At 66.0% G+C, this 16,349-nt stretch carries 13 protein-coding genes; 3 read left to right on the top strand and 10 right to left on the bottom strand.

The features are described from left to right. Positions 1 to 25: 25 nt before the first annotated feature. Complete coding sequence (locus AB4Z16_RS17425) at positions 26 to 1,027, bottom strand: 30S ribosomal protein S2 (protein WP_441512628.1); 1,002 nt, start codon at positions 1,025 to 1,027, stop codon at positions 26 to 28. A gap of 255 nt (positions 1,028 to 1,282) precedes the next feature. Further along, positions 1,283 to 1,672, bottom strand: a complete 390-nt coding sequence (locus tag AB4Z16_RS17430) for a pore-forming ESAT-6 family protein (protein ID WP_441512629.1) — start codon at positions 1,670 to 1,672, stop codon at positions 1,283 to 1,285. 196 nt (positions 1,673 to 1,868) lie between these two features. Here AB4Z16_RS17430 and AB4Z16_RS17435 point away from each other — a divergent pair, with 196 nt between their 5' ends. Further along, positions 1,869 to 3,038 carry a GGDEF domain-containing protein gene (locus AB4Z16_RS17435; protein ID WP_441512630.1) on the top strand — a complete coding sequence of 390 codons (1,170 nt, stop codon included), beginning with the start codon at positions 1,869 to 1,871 and terminating at the stop codon, positions 3,036 to 3,038. Positions 3,039 to 3,057: 19 nt separating this feature from the next. Here the strand turns inward: AB4Z16_RS17435 and AB4Z16_RS17440 are convergent, their stop codons facing one another. From AB4Z16_RS17440 to coaD, 8 genes are all read right to left on the bottom strand, one after another. After that, positions 3,058 to 3,441 carry a VOC family protein gene (locus AB4Z16_RS17440; RefSeq protein ID WP_441512631.1) on the bottom strand — a complete coding sequence of 128 codons (384 nt, stop codon included), beginning with the start codon at positions 3,439 to 3,441 and terminating at the stop codon, positions 3,058 to 3,060. A 69-nt stretch (positions 3,442 to 3,510) separates the two neighbouring features. Continuing rightward, complete coding sequence (locus AB4Z16_RS17445) at positions 3,511 to 4,206, bottom strand: helix-turn-helix transcriptional regulator (RefSeq protein ID WP_441512632.1); 696 nt, start codon at positions 4,204 to 4,206, stop codon at positions 3,511 to 3,513. An 11-nt stretch (positions 4,207 to 4,217) separates the two neighbouring features. Beyond that, the gene (pncA, locus tag AB4Z16_RS17450; protein ID WP_441512633.1) at positions 4,218 to 4,946 is read right to left on the bottom strand and encodes a bifunctional nicotinamidase/pyrazinamidase; all 729 of its coding nucleotides are present in this window, start codon (positions 4,944 to 4,946) and stop codon (positions 4,218 to 4,220) included. Between the two features lie 77 nt (positions 4,947 to 5,023). Next, on the bottom strand, positions 5,024 to 8,497 hold the full coding sequence (gene dnaE / locus AB4Z16_RS17455) for a DNA polymerase III subunit alpha (protein WP_441512634.1): 3,474 nt from the start codon (positions 8,495 to 8,497) through the stop codon (positions 5,024 to 5,026). Between the two features lie 569 nt (positions 8,498 to 9,066). Continuing rightward, positions 9,067 to 9,756 carry an ABC transporter ATP-binding protein gene (locus AB4Z16_RS17460; RefSeq protein WP_441512635.1) on the bottom strand — a complete coding sequence of 230 codons (690 nt, stop codon included), beginning with the start codon at positions 9,754 to 9,756 and terminating at the stop codon, positions 9,067 to 9,069. Beyond that, complete coding sequence (locus AB4Z16_RS17465) at positions 9,756 to 11,048, bottom strand: lipoprotein-releasing ABC transporter permease subunit (protein ID WP_441512636.1); 1,293 nt, start codon at positions 11,046 to 11,048, stop codon at positions 9,756 to 9,758. Before AB4Z16_RS17465 ends, AB4Z16_RS17460 begins: the two co-directional genes overlap by 1 nt. 43 nt (positions 11,049 to 11,091) lie before the next feature. Beyond that, positions 11,092 to 12,423 (bottom strand): proline--tRNA ligase, encoded by a 1,332-nt coding sequence (gene proS, locus AB4Z16_RS17470; RefSeq protein WP_441512637.1) that lies wholly within the window; start codon positions 12,421 to 12,423, stop codon positions 11,092 to 11,094. A gap of 173 nt (positions 12,424 to 12,596) precedes the next feature. Next, on the bottom strand, positions 12,597 to 13,097 hold the full coding sequence (gene coaD / locus AB4Z16_RS17475; RefSeq protein WP_441512638.1) for a pantetheine-phosphate adenylyltransferase: 501 nt from the start codon (positions 13,095 to 13,097) through the stop codon (positions 12,597 to 12,599). A 374-nt stretch (positions 13,098 to 13,471) separates the two neighbouring features. Between coaD and AB4Z16_RS17480 the strand changes: the two genes are divergently transcribed. Both AB4Z16_RS17480 and AB4Z16_RS17485 read left to right on the top strand, forming a co-directional pair. Continuing rightward, a complete protein-coding gene (locus AB4Z16_RS17480; protein WP_441513072.1) occupies positions 13,472 to 15,346 on the top strand; it encodes an ABC-F family ATP-binding cassette domain-containing protein in 1,875 nt (624 codons plus the stop codon). A gap of 156 nt (positions 15,347 to 15,502) precedes the next feature. Beyond that, positions 15,503 to 16,189, top strand: coding sequence for a DUF2161 domain-containing phosphodiesterase (locus AB4Z16_RS17485; RefSeq protein WP_441512639.1), 687 nt, complete (start codon positions 15,503 to 15,505; stop codon positions 16,187 to 16,189). The last annotated feature ends 160 nt before the right edge of the window (positions 16,190 to 16,349 follow it).

Raw genomic sequence — 16,349 nt, forward strand, 5'->3', positions numbered from 1 at the left:
ACGCGCCGCCATCATGCAGTCTGTATCAGGCGTCTGCGAGTTCGCGAGCCTGGGCGACCCAGCCCTCGCGCTCGATCTTGCCGCCGAGCTTCAGGTCGTGGTCGACCTTGGTCACGTCGGCCGGCGACATCGCCGCAATCTGCCAGAAGTGGTAGATGCCGCCGTCGTTCAGCTTCTGGACCGCGTCGGGGCCCATGCCCGAGAGCTTGGTCAGATCGTCCGGAGCGCCGCGCGGGGTGGTCAGCGTCTCGAAGACCTGGCCTTCGGCAGCCACCGGCTCCAGAACCTCCTCGACGACCGGCGCCTCGGCGGCGCCGACATCGATGCCCTGGTCGCCCGAGGCGCGGCCGATGCCGTCGATCGCCGAACGGGCGATCAGGTCGCAATAGAACTGGATGGCGCGGCCGGCGTCGTCATTGGCCGGAACCGGGAAGGTGATGCCGTCCGGGTCCGAGTTCGAGTCGACGATAGCGGCAACCGGGATGCCGAGGCGCTGGGCCTCCTTGATCGCGAGCGCTTCCTTGTTGGTGTCGATCACGAAGATCATGTCCGGCGTGCCGCCCATGTCCTTGATGCCGCCCAGAGCCTTCTCGAGCTTGTCGCGCTCACGCGACAGCATCAGGCGCTCCTTCTTGGTCAGGCCGGAGCCGCCGCCGTTGAGCAGCTCGTCGACCTTGCGCAGGCGCTGGATCGAAGCCGAGATGGTCTTCCAGTTCGTCAGCATGCCGCCGAGCCAGCGGGAGTTGACGTAATACTGGGCCGAACGCTTGGCCGCATCGGCGATGGCGTCCTGCGCCTGGCGCTTGGTGCCGACGAAGAGGACGCGGCCGCCGCGCGCGACGGTGTCCGAGACAGCCTGCAGGGCACGATGCAGCATCGGCACCGACTGCGACAGGTCGAGGATGTGGATGTTGTTGCGGACGCCGAAGATGTACGGGGACATCTTGGGGTTCCAGCGGTGCGACTGGTGGCCGAAATGGGCACCGGCCTCGAGGAGCTGGCGCATGGAGAAATCAGGCAGAGCCATGGTGTTCTAGTCCTTCCGGTTGAGCCTCTGGAGCGCGAATGAACAAGGCATGAGCTGCCGCGTCACCGGAACGCCTCGTAGGTAAAGAGGCGATACGCTCCATGTGGGATGGCTTGCGCCTTACTAGGGATGGCGCCGCATTGCAAGCTGGAGCGACCAAGAAAATCCGGCTCGGCTCGTGGCAACCCCGCCCGACAACACGCGCGGGACGCTTCGTCGATCACTCCGATGCGGGCGGGAAACCGCCCTTCGCCGCTACGGCAGCTTGGCGCCCACCTGCTTCACGAGATCGCCGATCTGCTTGCAATAGGCGGCGGGCGTGCCGCCCTGCGCCTTGGCGATCACCTCGAGATTTTGCTCCATGCCCATGGCCGAGATCGAGCCCTTGCGGCCGGCGGCCTCCGCCGCGTCGCCGCCGCTGGCATCGGCCGGCGCGGGAATGAGCGCGATCAGCTTCTTCTGCGCATCCACGGCGGAAGCATCGGTATGGCCCTTTTCGGCGCAATAGCCGAGAATGCCGAGCTGGTTGCGAGCGGCCTGATAGGCGACCTTCAACTGGTCTGCCTGCGTCTGGGCAAAGGACGGAACGGTGGAGGCCAGAACAGCGACGGCTGACGCGGCGATCAACGACTTATAAAAGTTCATGCTGGATATCCTCGGGCTATCATGATCCCAAGCATGCAACCATGCTCGCCCCCATCCGCATTCTGACTAGCCCTTGCATGCCCGCTCCTCAACCCAGGACGATGCAGGCCGGGCAGGACGTGGACGGCGGTCGTTCCCGGCGCGCAAAGACGCCTGTCGCGCCCGCTCCGCCGCGGCGAGACGGGCCGGCGCGAGCATGATTCTCGACCTCAGGACGATCTTCGTCACCGGCGCGCTGACCTGCTTCATCATTGGCCTGATGCAGTTGATGACCTTCGCGACGGGGCGCTTCACCCGCAGCCCGATATGGTGGGGAACGAGCAGCCTGTGCATCGGGGCGGGCCTCCTCGCCGCAGCGTTCCGCGACGTTATTCCGGACCTGATCTCGATCGAATTCGCGAATACGGCGATGCTGGCCGGCTGCCTGCTGCTGCTGTTCGGGATCCGCCACTTCGGCGGGCGCGAATTGCACTGGTTCGGCCTCGGAGTCGTCCTGCTTGCAGTCTGGATCCTGCTCTCGCTCTCGCCGGGTGAGCAGGGCTATGCGACGCGGGTCATGATCGTTGCGGTCGTGATGGCCCTCTGCGACGCCGCGATCGTGAGGGAAGCCATTCGCCTCGGATTGGAGGAGCGGCTGCGCTCGGCATGGCTGCTCGCGGCGCTGTTTGCCCCGACAGTCGTGATCTATGTTGGCCGCATGGGGCTCGCGGCGTTCGATCGCGTCGGCACGACGCTTCTCCCGCGTGATGCCGGAGCGAATGCCTGGCTCGCGGCGACCGGCGTCGCCTTCATCATCCTGCGCGGGCAGGCCTTGCTCCTGCTCGCCGCCGAACGCTCAAACCGCATGCTGGCGACACTCGCCCGGCGCGACCCGCTGACCGGCGCGATGAACCGCTCCGGGCTCGAGCAATGGCTCGACCAGCAGGTCCGGGGCGGGCAACGGGGAGAAATGCGCGTCTCTATCCTTCTCGTGGACATCGACCACTTCAAGACCCTGAACGACACGCGCGGTCACGCGGCTGGCGACGAGATCCTGCGGGTCTTCGCGCATGCCGTACAGGGGCAGTTGCGCGGCGGCGACATCCTTGCCCGGCAGGGCGGCGACGAGTTCGCGGTCGTGCTCCCCGGCGTCGGTGTGCGCGAGGCCGTCCGCGTGGCCGAGCGCATTCGCGGTGTCTTCAAGGATGCGCTCGCCGAATTCCATGATCTGGCGGGCCCGCCGACGCTCAGCATCGGCGTCGCCGAAAGCGATCTGCGCTCCCGGGGCCTTGATCAGTTGCTGGCGGAGGCCGACGAAGCGCTCTACCGGGCCAAGCGCCTCGGCCGCGATCGCGTTCAGGCGCAGCTCAGGCCGCTTGAGGCCTGAGCGCCCGAACGCGGCGGTCTCACCCCTGCTCGGAATCTCGAAAGGGATGGAACACCCGCAACCGGTGGCCGTCCGGGTCCTGCGCGGTGAAGGTGCGGCCGAAATCGAGATCCGTCGGCTCCTGCAGGATGGCGATGCCGCGTTCGCGCCAATCCGAACAGGCTGCATCGACAGCCTCGGGACTCGGGACCACCATGGCGATCTCGGCCGCTCCGCCGGATCCGGTCGTTGCCGGCTCGACCGTATGGCGCGACCACAGGCCGAGTTTCGTTCCCGAGGGAAGCGCGAACATCGCGAAGGTCGGCGACTGTTCGAGCGGCTCGCTGCCGAGCAATTCCGCATAGAAGCGGGCGCTCGCTGCAGGGCTATCGACATGAAGCAGGATGAAGTGGGCGTCGAACATGATGGCCTCCCAAGGTCTCGAGATAGCGGAAGACTAGAATCGGATGCTGCCAATTTCCGGCAGCGTCGATCACACCGATGCGGCAATTCCCTCCTTCTCGCGCCAGATCTTGAGCAGCGCCTGCCGGCGATGCGGATAGCGGTTCTCCTGCGTCTCGAACCGCGTGAGCCTGTCCGTTCGAAAATGCCGGAAATCCTGCCTCAGCTCGCACCAGGCGACGAGCACGCGGACATGATCGAAGAAAGAGAGTGCGATTGGCCAGACCACGCGCTCGCTGACACGGCCCTTCTCGTCGCTATAGCCAATCGCGGCCTTGCGCCCGGCGCGGATGGCCTGACGGATCGCAGCGAGATCGATCTCGGGCGCATCGACGGCCTTTCGCCCAGGGCCAAGGATCAACGCCGCCTCCTCGACGCGACCGGCCATATCGACCGGCAGAACGGCGACGATCTTGGCCATGGCGTCGCGCGCCGCCAGCGCCAGCGCGCCGTCCGCGCGGTCCGCCACCCAGCGCGAGCCGAGCACCAGCGCTTCGATCTCCTCTTCGCTGAACATCAGCGGAGGCAGCATGAAGCCCGGCTTCAGCACATAGCCGAGCCCGGGTTCGCCTTCGATCGGCGCCCCCTGCCCCTGCAAGGTGACGATGTCGCGATAGAGCGTGCGGATGCTGACACCGAGCTCGGCGGCAAGTTTGCGCCCCGAAACCGGGCGGCGGTGTCGGCGCAGCACCTGGACTAGGTCGAGCAGGCGCTGCGCGCGCGACATCGGCCTGAACCTCAGCCCGGTAGATCGCTGGCCTTGATCCGCGTCACGTCGAGCTCTGCCATCTCTGCCCAAGCTTTGGCGAGCGAGCCTTCGAGATCGATGGCGCGGCAGGCATCTTCGACGACATAGGTGTCGAAGCCGGCTCGGGCCGCATCTTGCGCCGTCCAACTCACGCAGAAATCGGTCGCCAGGCCCGCCACGACGGCCCGCAGGATGCCGCGCTCCCGAAGATAGCCGGTCAGGCCCGTCGGCGTCCGGCGATCCGCCTCGACGAAACCCGAATAGCTGTCGATCTCGCGGCGAAAGCCCTTGCGGATGATGGTCTGAGCCCGCGTCAGATCGAGTTCGGCGCGGAATTCGGCCCCCTTCGTGCCCTGTACGCAGTGATCCGGCCAGAGCACCTGCGGGCCATAGGACATCTGGACCGTATCGAACGGCTTCTTCCCCGTATGGCTCGACGCGAAAGACGAATGGCCGGGCGGATGCCAATCCTGCGTCAACACGATGTTGGAGAAGCGCTTTGCCAGCGCGTTGATGACCGGGACGACTTCATCACCCCTGGCGACGGCGAGGCTGCCGCCGGGGCAGAAATCGTTCTGGACGTCGACGACGATGAGGACGGTCCGCTCGTCGATCACGGGTTGCTCCTGTGCCTTGCTGGCGCGCGCCGCCGCCGCCGCGGTCAGGATCGTCGCTCCCGCGATCAACCCGCGCCTGTCGATCCCGCCCCGATCCGTCATGGCCCGCCTCCCACCGACATTAACCTGCGCCAGCGGCACGCCCGCGGCAAGGCGGCAACCGTGCCCGCGATGAACGCCTAACGCAGTTCGACGCTGACGACGCCCGGCGCGGCGCGCACCGCATTGGCGATCTGCTGGTTGATCGGGAATTTGCCGGGCAGCTCTATCTCGACCTCCTGCGCGCCTTCGTCGAGGATCATGACAATTGAGACCTTGCCTTCAGCCCGCACGGCTTCGCGCGGGTGGATGCGCTCGGCGATGGAAGCGACTGCTTTCTCGTCGCGCAGATAGATCAGCAAATCCTGCTTCTGCCGCGAGGCGAGGTCATCAAGCACCTCGACATCCTCGATGCGCGGGCGCACCTCCTCGCCGTCGAGCACGGCGGAGAGACGCAGCACCAGCGCCCTGCCCGGCTCGAGCAGGTCACGGAAACGCATCAGCCCTTCCGAAAACAGCACCGCCTCGAACTGCCCGCTCGGGTCGGACAGGTTGACGATGCCCATCTTCGAGCCCGATTTGGTGCGGCGTTCCGACTTGTCGATGACCGAGACTGCGACCTTGCCGACGCCCGTGCCGTTGGCGCGCACCGTCTGGGCGAAATCGGTGTAGCGCTGCACGCGCAGCCGCTTCAGCACATGCTCGTAGTCGTCGAGCGGGTGGCCGGAGAGGAAGAAGCCGACGGCCTCGTGCTCGCGCTTGAGTTTCTCGGCTGGCGCCCAGGGTTCGACCTGCGGAATCCGGAAGGCTTCCTGGACCACCCCGCCGCCCAGGAGATCGAACTGGCCGGCAGCCGCCTCGTCACGAATGCGGTTCGAAAGCGCCAGCATGCCGTCGATCGCCGCCATGGCGCGGGCGCGATCCTCTTCGAGCTCGTCGAGCGCGCCGGCCGCGATCAGCGCTTCGAGCGTACGGCGGTTGACAAGCTTCGTGTCGATGCGGCGCGCGAGATCGGCGAGATCGCGGAAGGGACCACCTGCTGCCCGCGCCGTCACCACCGATTCCACCGCCGACCGTCCGACGCCTTTGATGGCGCCGAGCGCGTAGAAGATCTTGCCCTCGGCCACGTCGAACTCGACGCCTGAGTGGTTGATCGCGGGACGCTCGACCTTGATTCCCAGACGCTCCGCATCGCGCCGGAATTCCGAGAGCTTGTCGGTGTTGCCCATGTCGAGCGTCATCGACGCGGCGAGGAATTCGACCGGGTAATTCGCCTTGAGAAAAGCGGTCTGGAAGGCGACCACCGCATAGGCCGCCGCGTGGCTCTTGTTGAAGCCATAGTCGGCGAATTTGGCGAGCAGATCGAAGATCTCGGAAGCGGTATCCTTCTTGATGCCGCCCTCGATGGCGCCCTTCACGAAACGGTCGCGCTGGGCGTCCATCTCGGCCTTGATCTTCTTGCCCATGGCGCGGCGCAGCAGGTCGGCTTCGCCGAGCGAATAGCCCGAGAGCGCCTGCGCGACCTGCATCACCTGTTCCTGGTAGACGATGATGCCGTGGGTCTCGCGCAGATACGGCTCCATGCCGGGATGGAGATAGGTCGGATCCTCCAGCCCGAGCTTGCGGCGGCAATAGGTCGGGATGTTGTCCATCGGGCCCGGCCGGTAGAGCGCCACCAGCGCGATCAGGTCCTCGATGCGGTCGGCCTTCATTTCGACCAGCGCCTTGCGCATGCCGACCGATTCCACCTGGAACACGCCGACCGTCTCGCCGCGGGCGAGCATGGCGTAGGTCGTCGGATCGTCGAAGGGCAACTGCGCCAGATCGATATGGATATCGCGCTGGGCGATGAGCTTCACCGCCGTGGTCAGTGTCGTCAGCGTCTTCAGGCCGAGGAAGTCGAACTTCACCAGCCCGGCCTGCTCGACCCATTTCATGTTGAACTGGGTGACGCGCATGCCAGTGCGCGGATCGACGGAGAGCGCGACGAGCTGCTCCAGCGGCCGGTCGCCGATCACCACGCCTGCGGCGTGGGTCGAAGCATGGCGGTGAAGGCCTTCCAGCTTCTGGCCAATTTCGAGCAGCCGCGCGACGATCGGCTCCTCCTCTGCCGCCTGCTGCAGCTTCGGCTCGCCCTCGATCGCATCCTTCAGCGAGATCGGCTTGGCCGGATTCTGCGGCACCAGCTTGGTCAGCTTGTCGACCTGGCCGTAGGGCATCTCCAGCACGCGGCCGACATCGCGCAGCACGCCGCGCGCCAGCAGCGTGCCGAAGGTGATGATCTGCGCGACGCGCTCCTGCCCGTAATGGTGCTTGACGTATTCGATCACCTCTTCACGCCGGTTCTGGCAGAAGTCGATGTCGAAGTCCGGCATCGAGACGCGATCCGGGTTGAGGAAGCGCTCGAACAGCAGGCCGAAGCGCAGCGGATCGACGTCGGTGATGGTCAGCGCATAGGCGACGAGCGAGCCCGCGCCCGAACCGCGGCCGGGCCCGACCGGGATGTCCTGGTTCTTGGCCCATTTGATGAAGTCCGAGACGATCAGGAAGTAGCCCGGGAACTTCATCCGGGTGATGATCGAGAGCTCGAAATCGAGCCGCTTATCGTAATCCTCGACGCTGAAGCCCTCGGCCGGGCCGTGCTTGGCCAGCCGCGCGGCAAGGCCGGCACGGGCCTGTTCCTGCAGCTCCTCCGCCTCGTCCCGCCCTTCCTCGCCGAAGCGCGGCAGAATCGGCTTGCGGGTCGTGACACGCCAGTGGCAGCGCATCGCGATCTCGACTGTGCTCGCCAGCGCCTCCGGCAGATCGGCGAAACGCTTCTGCATCTCGGCGCGCGAAGCGAAATAATGCTCGGGCGAGACGCGCCGGCGCGTGCCGTCCGAAACGAGCCGCCCTTCCGCCACCGCCAGCAGCGCATCATGCGCGTCGAAATCGGCAGGCTTGGCGAAGAAGGGCTCGTTGGTCGCGACGATCGGCAGATCGGCGTCATAGGCAAGGCGCAGGAGATGAGCCTCCAGCCCCGCCTCCGCGTCGCCGCCATGGCGCTGGATCTCGACATAGAGCCGGTCGCCATAGATCTCGGCGAGCGTGGCGAGACGGGCCGTCGCCTGCGGGAGCTGGCCGCTGCGCAGCGCCGTATCGATCGGCCCGCCATGGCCGCCGGTGAGGGCGATGAGTCCGGTATTGAAGGCGGAGAGCCGTGCGACCGTCGTGACCGGCTGACCTGCCCCGCCGGTTGCCAGAGCGGCCTCGCTGACGAGCTTCATCAGGTTGCCATAGCCGGCCTCGTTCATGGCAAGCAGAACGATATGCGGCAGGCGCTGCGGCTGAACCGGCTTGCGGCTCCCGTCGCCGTCATCGGCAAAATCGACCGAAAGCTGCACGCCGACGATAGGCTGCAAGCCGGCGCCCGCCAGCTTCTCCGAGAATTCGAGCGCGCCGAAGAGATTGTCGCTGTCGGTGAGAGCCAGCGCCGGCTGTCCATCGGCGGCCGCGAGCTTCGAGAGCGTCGTGACGGTCATCGCGCCTTCGAGCAGCGAATAGCTCGAATGGACATGAAGATGGACGAAGCCGATGTCCGAGAGGATGCGCGCCTCGCCAGCTTCCCGACCCATGTCCTTCTCCCATCGTCGCCGCCGCGCGACTCGTCTTGTCCGTTCCCCTTATGAAACCTCGGCGCAGCCGGCGTCGAGGATTCCTTCGCGGTGCTGTGGATGGCTCCTGCCGCGATCAGACATGCGGGCCGGAGAAGATCGCGGCCCAGAGCCAGATCATGCCGAGGAAGACGCCGAGCGAGGCGATCTCGGCAAGGCCGGCGGCGAATTTACGCGCTGCAGTCATGAGAACCTCCGTTGTTCTTGATAAGTTCATTTTAGTTCATGTTTTGTTCTCGTCAATCGAAGCTGCCGGCGTGGGACACGCTCGCCGCCGGGGCGGTTAACGGCTGCCTAACGGCAATGTGGGCCCGTTAAGATCTGGGTGGGCGCGTTAAGATCGGGAGAGCGCGGCAACCGCGCCGTCATTCCGGACAAGCCACCTCCGGCAGCGCCGATCCGACATCCATCGTAAGGTTCCGCGCTCAGCGATGGATTTCGGGCCAAGCCGGGGAACGACGATGCGCTTCCGCATCGTCTCCTTCGTTGGACGCGCGAGCCTGCCATCTCCCAGGAAGACGGCAGCGCCTTCAATCCAGCGGTACGACGAGCCCGTCGCGGATCGTGACCTGCCGGTCCATCTGGCTCGCCAGCTGCAGATTATGCGTCGCGATCAGCGCCGCGAGCCCCGAAGCCCGGGCCAGCGCCATCAGCGTGCCGAACACATGCTGCGAGGTATGCGGATCGAGATTGCCGGTCGGCTCGTCAGCCAGCAGCAGACGCGGCCCGTTGGCGACGGCGCGGCCGATGGCGACGCGCTGCTGCTCGCCTCCCGAGAGCTCACCCGGCAGATGATCCAGCCGCTCGCCCAGACCCAGGAAGGTCAGAAGCTCCGATGCCCGCTCCTCCGCCTCATCGCGCGGCAGGCCGCGGATGCGCTGCGGCAGAACGACGTTCTCCAGCGCGGTAAACTCCGGCAGGAGATGGTGGAACTGATAGACGAAGCCGATCTCGGTGCGGCGCAGGCGCGTGCGCCCGGCATCGTCGAGCTTGGTCGTGGCGAGCCCGCCGACGAAGACCTCGCCGGCATCGGGCTTCTCCAGCAGGCCGGCGACATGCAGCAGCGTCGACTTTCCGGTGCCGCTCGGCGCGACCAGCGCGACGACCTCGCCCGGCCAGAGCGCGAAATCGGCCCGGCGCAGCACTTCGAGCGGCGCGTCGCTCTGCGGATAGAAGCGTTCGACCTGCGAGAGGAAGAGCGCGGGCATCTCCTGCGCCATCAGCCCATCCTCAGCGCTTCGACCGGATCGAGGCGCGCCGCCTTCCAGGCCGGATAGAGCGTCGCCAGCAGCGACAGCGTCAGCGCCATCAGCACGACGCTCACCACCTCCCGCCAGTCGATGACCGAGGGGATGTCGCTGAGGAAGCGCACCGTCGGGTCCCAGAGATTGGCGCCGGTGATCCAGTTCAGCGCCGCCATGATCGACTTGATGTTGTTGGCGAAGAGCACGCCGAGGATGAGGCCGGCGACCGTGCCGATGACGCCGATCGCCGCGCCGGTGATCAGGAAGACGCGCAGCACCGTACCGCGCGTCGCCCCCATCGTCCGCATGATCGCGATGTCGGCGGTCTTGTCCTTCACCAGCATGATCAGGCCGGAGACGATGTTCAGCGCCGCCACCAGCACGATCAGCGTCAGGATGATGAACATCACGTTCCGCTCGACTTCGAGCGCGTTGAAGAAGCTGCGATTCCTCTGACGCCAGTCCGAAAGCACGAGCGGGCGCGGCGCATCGGCCTCGATCGCATCGCGGACGGACTGGGTCCGGTCGGGATTGTCGACGAATATCTCGATGACGTTCACGTCGCCGTCGCGGTTGAAATAGGCTTGGCTCTCGACCAGCGGCATGTAGACGAAGGTGCTGTCGAACTCGGTCATGCCGATCTCGAAGATCGCCTTGACCGGATAAGCCTTGATGCGCGGCGCCGTGCCGAAAGGCGTCGAGGCCCCCTGCGGCGAGACCAGCGTCATCGTATCGCCGACCTGGATGCCCAGCGCATTGGCGAGGCGCCGGCCGATCGCGACGCCCGGCGTCCCGCTGTCGAAGCCGTCGAGCGTGCCCGACTTGATATTGCCGCCGATGAAGGGGATCGCCTTGATGTCGACCTCGCGTACGCCGCGGACCAGTACGCCGTTATTGCCGGTCTGCGAGGAGGCCAGTGCCTGGCCTTCGACCAGCGGGATCGCAAGCTTGACGCCGGGGATCTTGGAGAGCTTCAGCGCGACGCTGTCGTAATCGTCGAGCGGCCGGTCGATCGGCGTGGCGAAGATATGCCCGTTCACGCCGACGATCTTCTCCAGCAGTTCCTTGCGGAAGCCGTTCATCACCGACATCACGATGATCAGCGTGGCGACGCCGAGCAGGATGCCGAGGAACGAGAATCCGGCGATGACCGAGACGAAGCCCTCGCGCCGGCGCGTGCGCAGATAGCGCCCGGCCAGCAGCCATTCGAAGCCGGCGAAGGGCTTCGTTCCAGTCGGAATGGCGGCATTCTCGGCGACAGCGCTCATGAAGCGGCTCTGACCATGCGAGGACCTTTGGCGCGGCGCTCCGTCACGCCGTCCGGCCCTTGAAGCGGTCGAGCGCGGCTTCGAGCGAGACGAGCTCGCGCTCGCCGCCCGCACGGCGCTTCAGCTCGACCTTGCCCTCGGCCAGGCCCTTCGGCCCGACGATGATCTGCCAGGGCACACCGATAAGGTCGGCAGTGGCGAATTTGGCGCCCGGCCGGTCGTCAGTATCGTCCAGCGCAGCATCGTAGCCCTTGGCGAGCAGGTGCTTGTAGATCTGCTCGGCCGCGCCGTCGGTCGCCGCGTCGCCGACCTTGAGGTTGATGACGGAAACATCGAAGGGCGCGATCTCGTCGGGCCAGACGATGCCGCCATCGTCATGGCCGGCTTCGATCAGCGCCGCGACGAGGCGGCTCGGGCCGATGCCGTAGGAGCCCATATGGACCGGCACCGGCTGGCCGTCCGGACCGGTCACGGTCGCGCCCATCGGATCGGAATATTTGGTGCCGAAATAGAAGATGTGGCCGACCTCGATGCCGCGCGCCGAAAGGCGCTTGCCCTCGGGGATCGCCTCGAAGGCCGGCTTGTCGTGCATCTCCTCGGTGGCGGCATAGAGGCTCGTCCACTTGTCGACGACGCCCTGCAGTCCGGAAACGCTGTCGAAATCGGTGTCGGCCGCCGGCGTATCGAATGTCAGGTAGTCGCTATGGCAGAAGACCTCGCTCTCGCCGGTCGAGGCGAGCACGATGAACTCGTGCGAGAGATCGCCACCGATCGGGCCGGTATCGGCGCGCATCGGGATCGCCTTGAGGCCGAGCCGCGCGAAGGTGCGCAGATAGGCCGTGAACATGCGGTTATAGGCGTGGCGGGCAGCGTCCTTGTCGATGTCGAAGGAATAAGCGTCCTTCATCAGGAATTCGCGGCCGCGCATCACGCCGAAGCGCGGGCGCACCTCATCGCGGAACTTCCACTGGATGTGATAGAGATTGAGCGGCAAGTCCTTGTAGGACTTGACGTAACTCCGGAAGATGTCGGTGACCATTTCCTCATTGGTCGGGCCGTAGAGCATCTCGCGGTCATGGCGGTCCTTGATGCGCAGCATCTCCTTGCCATAGGCGTCGTAGCGCCCGCTCTCGCGCCAGAGATCGGCCGATTGGATGGTCGGCATCAGGATCTCGATGGCGCCCGAGCGATTCTGCTCCTCGCGGATCACCGCATTGATCTTGTTGAGCACCCGCAGGCCCAGCGGCAACCAGGAGTAGATGCCGGCCGACTGTTGGCGGATCATGCCGGCACGCAGCATCAGCCGGTGCGAGACGATCTCCGCCTCCTTGGGCGTATCGCGCAGGAGGGGCAGGAAATAGCGGGAGAGACGCATCGGAAAACCTGTCGGAGGGCGTCGCGCAAGAACTTGCACGACGAGTCGCTTCATCTGAGAGACACCATCGCTCTCGGCAAAATGCAAACCAAAATCAGCAGAAAGCCACGGAACGTGGCGAAGTTGTGTGCCCTTCGCCTCGATCTATTTGGCCGCCGGCCAAGAGTGCTGCTTCAGTTTTTGGCGAAGCGCGCCTTCAACGCGGAAAGTACCGGCGCGGGCACGAAGGGCGAGACATCCCCGCCCATCGCCGCGATCTGGCGCACCAGTGTCGCAGTGATGTAGCGCACACCGGGCGAGGCCGGCAGGAACACCGTCTGCACTTCGGGCGCCATCGTCCCGTTCATGCCCGCCATCTGCATCTCGTAGTCGAGATCGCTGCCGTCGCGCAGCCCGCGGATGATGAGCGAGGCCCCCGCGCGGCGTGCCGCATCGACGGCGAGATCGTCGAAGGTCACGACATCGAGCACAGCCCCCTTCGCCGCCAGCAGCGGCGTCGCGACAATACGCACCAGTTCGGCGCGCTGCTCGACGGAGAGAAGCGGCGTCTTGCCGGGATGGACGCCGATGGCGACGACCAGCTTGTCGCAGAGCCCGGCCGCCGCGGCGATCACGTCGGCATGGCCGTTGGTCACGGGGTCGAAGGAGCCGGTGTAGAAAGCGATGCGTGCCATGATGCCAGCGTTAGCGGCTCACCCGCGGCGCGACAAGCCGCATCCCCGACCCCCGGCCAGGCTCGCCCTGCCCCAAGGCAAGCCGACGCAACGTCAGGAAAACGGGACGATCGCTGTGAGCGCGGCGGCGCTGCAGAGGATGATGGACAGGCAGATCATCAGGGACGCCAGTGAGGAAACGTGGCGGGACGCGACATCGAACGGGTAGGCATGCATCGAAGACAGCCTCGCGAATCGGAAACGACTTCCGGTTCCGTTGGGTGAAGGCGAGTGCGGGCCGTCCCGTGGCAAGATTGTGACGAAACAGTGACGTCAGGCCTGATATTCCGGCCGTGCATTGCGTTTTCATGCGCAAACCGCCTAAACCGGCGGCCATGCTGACGATCAACGACATTACCTATCGCCTCGGCGAGCGCCTGCTGCTCGACCATACCGGCGCCGCGATCCCGGACGGCGCACGTGTCGGCTTCGTCGGCCGCAACGGCACCGGCAAGACCACCCTGTTCAAGATCATCACCGGCGATCTCGGCACCGAGAGCGGCAATATCAGCCTGCCGAAGGGCCGGCGCATCGGCGGCGTGGCGCAAGAAGCGCCCGGCGGCCCGGAATCACTGATCGAGGTCGTGCTCGCCGCCGACACCGAACGCACTGCGTTGATGCAGGAAGCCGAGACCGCGACCGACCCGCACCGCATCGCCGAGATCGGAACACGGCTCGCCGATATCGGCGCCCATTCCGCGCCGGCGCGCGCCGCGATGGTGCTGCACGGCCTCGGCTTCAACGAGGAGGCGCAGCAGCGCCCCTGCTCCGATTTCTCGGGCGGCTGGCGCATGCGCGTCGCGCTCGCGGCCGTGCTGTTCTCGGAACCCGACCTGCTGCTGCTCGACGAGCCGACCAACTATCTCGATCTTGAAGGCACGCTCTGGCTCTACGATTATCTGGAGCGCTATCCGCACACCGTTCTGGTCATCAGCCACGATCGCGAATTGCTCGATACCAGCGTCGACCACATCCTGCATCTCGACCAGGGCAAGCTCTCGCTCTATCGCGGCGGCTATTCCTCCTTCGAGAAGCAGCGCGCCGAGAAGCAGATGCAGCTCGCCCGCGCGAAGGAGAAGCAGGACGCCGAGCGCAAGCATCTCCAGGCCTTCGTGGATCGCTTCAAGGCCAAGGCCACGAAGGCGCGCCAGGCGCAGTCGCGCGTGAAGCGGCTGGAGAAGATGGAGACCATCGCCGCGATCGTCGACCGCGACGTCCAGCCTTTCGTTTTCCCCGGGCCGGAGAAACCGCTCTCGCCGCCGATGATCGTTCTGGACGACGCCAGCGCCGGCTATGGCGAGCGCAAGGTTCTGTCGCGGCTCAAGCTCAACCTCGCCCCGGACGACCGGATCGCCCTGCTCGGCTCCAACGGCAACGGCAAATCGACCTTCTGCAAGCTGATCGGCGGAAGGCTCGCCCCGCTCTCAGGCGAGATGAAGAAGTCGAGCAAGCTCGAAACCGCTTATTTCGCCCAGCACCAGCTTGACGAGCTGCGGCTGGAGGATACGCCGGTCGGCCATCTGCGCGACCTGATGCCGGATGCACCGGAGGCCAAGGTCCGCTCCAAGGCGGCGCAGATCGGCTTTCCCGCCAGCAAGGCGGATACGCCGGTCAAGCTGCTCTCGGGTGGCGAGAAGGCCCGATTGATGCTGGGTCTCGCCACCTTCCACGGCCCGCATCTGCTGATCCTCGACGAGCCGACGAACCATCTCGACATCGACAGCCGCACCGCGCTGATGACGGCAATCAACGACTATCCCGGCGCCGTCATTCTCGTCAGCCACGACCGCTTCCTGATCGAGGCCTGCGCCGACCGGCTCTGGCTGGTGGCGAACGGCACGGTGAAGAACTTCGACGGCGACATGGAGGACTACCGTGCCTTCGTGCTCGACAGCGCCAAGGCCGAACGGCGCGGCAAGCCCGCCGCTGAAGCGGGAGCCGCCAAGCCGAAGACGGACGAGCGCAAGGAGGCCGCCACGAAGCGGGCGGCGCAGGGGCCGCTCAGGCAAAAGCTCAACCTTGCGGAAGCGCGCATCGCCAAGCTGACCGGGCTGATCGAGAAGGTCGACGCGGCTCTCGCCAACGGCGCCTTCTCCCGCGAGCCCGAGAAGGCGCTGCAGATCTCGCGCCAGCGCGCCGAGCTGGCGGAGGCGCTGACCGCCGCCGAGGAGGAATGGCTGCTGCTCGGCGAGGAGTTGGAGAGCGCGTAGGGCACGGCCCAAGCGCTATCCGGATCAGGGATCGAGCCCGTCTGCCGGCGCGCCCGCGGGCTCTGCCGGTGGAGGCGCCGCGCCCTGCTCAGGACGGCGTTTGCCTCTCTGAAACGACTGTGAGGGCATGCTCGACGCGTTGTCCGGAGATGCGGTGTGGAAACCTCTCTTTATCTGCCCGTCAAGCGCTTCCTCGAGGGCTTGGGCTATTCCGTCAAAGGGGAGATCGGACATTGCGATCTCGTCGGGCTTCGGGATGATGATCCGGCTGTCGTGGTGATCGGCGAGCTGAAGCTGACGTTCAATCTGGAGCTCATTCTGCAGGGCGTGGAGCGAATGAGCCTCGGCGATGAAATCTGGCTGGCGGCCCAGCTCTCAGCCAAGGGCAAGGGCCGCGAAAGCGATCCGAGATATCGCAATCTCTGCCGGCGCCTCGGATTCGGTCTGCTCGGCGTCTCCAAATCCGGCCATGTCGATATCCTGGTCTCTCCGACCGCGCCTACGCCGCGGAGGGATCCCCGCCGGCGCTCGAGATTGGTGGAGGAGCACAAGCGGCGCCGGGGTGACCCCGTCGCCGGCGGAGGCACGCGCAAGCCCATCATGACAGCCTATCGCCAGCAGGCGCTCGCCTGTGCCGCAGCGATGGCATCGGCACCGCAACGCCCGCGCGATCTCAAGCCATCGCTCCCCGATGCCCAGAAGATCCTGCGCCGGAACGTCTATGGCTGGTTCGAACGCTCCGCCCGCGGCGTCTACGCGCTGACCGAGACAGGTCGCAGCGCATTGGCGACCTGGCTACCTGAGCACGCCGCACATCGAGAGAGCAGCCAGACATCGGCCTGAACCTCGAATCGGCCTTCTGATTCCGCCACGCGACATCAGCTTTGGACGTCCGAGAAAATCTTAGTCCAACGCAACGGCGGGGCCACTGGATGTTCTTTGCGGCTCGCGGCGCGACAGCATGCGTCAAAAAGACGGCGAAGCCCGAAGCTCCGGCCGAACA

Source organism: Allobosea sp. TAF32 (assembly GCF_052113585.1).
GTDB lineage: Bacteria > Pseudomonadota > Alphaproteobacteria > Rhizobiales > Beijerinckiaceae > Allobosea.